A 2,140-nucleotide genomic window follows, 5' to 3' on the forward strand; every position below is an offset into this window, starting at 1 on the left:
CCCCGCGCCAGCGGGCAACGCCGGCCCAAAGACTGGCACAATGGGCGCCATTGGCGGCCTGCATGGCGGCACGCCCGACCTGGAGTCCTTTATGAGCGAAAGCGCATTCGCCGACCGCATCGTGCAGAGCCTGCTCGATACCGATTTCTACAAGCTGACGATGATGCAGGCGGTACTGCACAACTACCCCAACGTCGACGTCGAGTGGGAGTTTCGCTGTCGCAACGGCGAGACCTGCGCCCCTATCTGGCGCAGATCCGCGCCCAGATCGAGCACCTTTGCGAGCTGAGCATCAGCCCCCAGCAACTGGGTTTCCTGGAGCAGATCAGCTTCATGAAACCGGACTTCCTGCGGTTTCTGGGCCTGTTCCGCTTCAACCTGCGCTACCTGCACCTGGCCATCGAGCATGACGAACTGGTGCTGCGCCTGCACGGCCCGTGGCTGCACGTGATCCTGTTCGAAGTGCCGCTGCTGGCAATCATCAGCGAGGTGCGCAACCAGCATCGTTATCCACAGGTCAGGCTGAGCGACGCTCGCGACCAGTTGCACCGCAAGTTCGACTGGCTGCGGGCCAACGCCAGCAGCGAAGAGCTGGCCGAACTGCAGGTGGCCGACTTCGGTACCCGTCGGCGCTTCTCCTACAAGGTTCAGGAAGAGGTGGTGAAGGTGCTGGCGGCGGAGTTCCCGGCTCGCTTCGTGGGCACCAGCAATGTGCACCTGGCACGCAAACTGGATATCAAACCGCTTGGCACCATGGCCCACGAATGGATCATGGCGCACCAGCAACTGGGGCCGCGGCTGATCGACAGCCAGATCGCCGCCCTCGACTGCTGGGTGCGCGAGTACCGCGGGCTGCTGGGGATCGCGCTGACCGACTGCATCACCATGGACGCGTTCCTCGGCGATTTCGACCTGTACTTCGCCAAGCTGTTCGATGGCCTGCGTCATGACTCCGGTGACCCGGTGGCATGGGCGGAAAAGGCCATCGCGCACTACCGCACGCTGGGGATCGACCCGATGACCAAGACCCTGGTGTTCTCCGACGGGCTGAACCTGACCAAGACCCTGGAGATTTTCCGCGCGTTGCGCGGGCGCATCAACGTCAGCTTCGGCATCGGCACCAACCTCACCTGTGACATTCCCGGGGTGGCGCCGATGAGCATCGTGCTTAAAATGACCGACTGCAACGGCCAGCCGGTGGCGAAGATTTCCGACGAGGCGGCCAAGACCCAATGCCGCGACGCCAACTTTGTCGCCTACCTGCGCCACGTATTCAAAGTGCCCAAGGAGTAACCCATGCAAGCCGTCCAGCGAGAGATTGCGCAACAGCTCAAGGTTCAGCCGCCGTTCGCCGACGCGGCCGCGCTCGAAGCCGAGAAAGCCCGGCGCGTGGCCTTTATCCAGCAGTGCCTGCAAAACGCCGGGCTCAAGACCCTGGTGCTGGGCATCAGCGGCGGGGTCGACTCGCTGACCGGCGCCCTGCTGGCCCAGCGTGCGGTAGCGCAGTTGCGCGAGCAGACGGGTGATGCGCAGTACCGTTTCATTGCCGTGCGCCTGCCGTATCAGGTGCAGCATGACGAGCATGACGCCCAGGCGTGCATCGACTTCATCCAGCCGGACGAATGCCACACCGTGAACATCGCCCCGGCCGTGCAGGCGCTGGCGGCCGAGGTCGAGGCGCTCAAGGACGGCAAGCCGGCGATGGTCGACTTTGTGGTGGGCAACACCAAGGCGCGCATGCGCATGGTGGCGCAGTACACCATTGCCGGCGCACGCGGTGGGCTGGTGATCGGGACCGACCATGCGGCCGAGGCGGTGATGGGGTTCTTTACCAAGTTTGGCGATGGCGCGTGCGACCTGGCGCCGTTGAGCGGGCTGGTGAAAAACCAGGTACGCGCGATTGCACGCAGCTTTGGTGCACCGGAGTCACTGGTGGAGAAAGTACCGACCGCAGACCTGGAAGACCTGGCGCCGGGCAAGCCGGACGAGGCATCGCACGGGGTGAGCTATGCGCAGATCGATGCGTTCCTGCAGGGCGAGGCGGTGAGCGCCGAGGCGTTCGAGATCATCAAGCGTACGTACGACAAGACCCACCACAAGCGCGAGATGCCCTTCGCCCCGTGAGCCCCATTCGCTGGCA

The 2,140-nt window shown here is 64.1% G+C and carries 1 protein-coding gene and 1 pseudogene; both read left to right on the top strand.

Features of this window, described 5'->3' with window-relative positions:
* Window positions 1-91 precede the first annotated feature (91 nt).
* A pseudogene (gene pncB, locus G3436_RS15750) lies at window positions 92-1,293 on the top strand (nicotinate phosphoribosyltransferase).
* Between the two features lie 3 nt (window positions 1,294-1,296).
* Entirely contained in the window at window positions 1,297-2,124 is an 828-nt protein-coding gene (nadE, locus tag G3436_RS15755; protein ID WP_163946613.1) for an ammonia-dependent NAD(+) synthetase, read from the top strand.
* The last annotated feature ends 16 nt before the right edge of the window (window positions 2,125-2,140 follow it).

The sequence above is a fragment of the Pseudomonas brassicae genome, from assembly GCF_010671725.1.
GTDB classification, from domain to species: Bacteria; Pseudomonadota; Gammaproteobacteria; order Pseudomonadales; family Pseudomonadaceae; genus Aquipseudomonas; species Aquipseudomonas brassicae.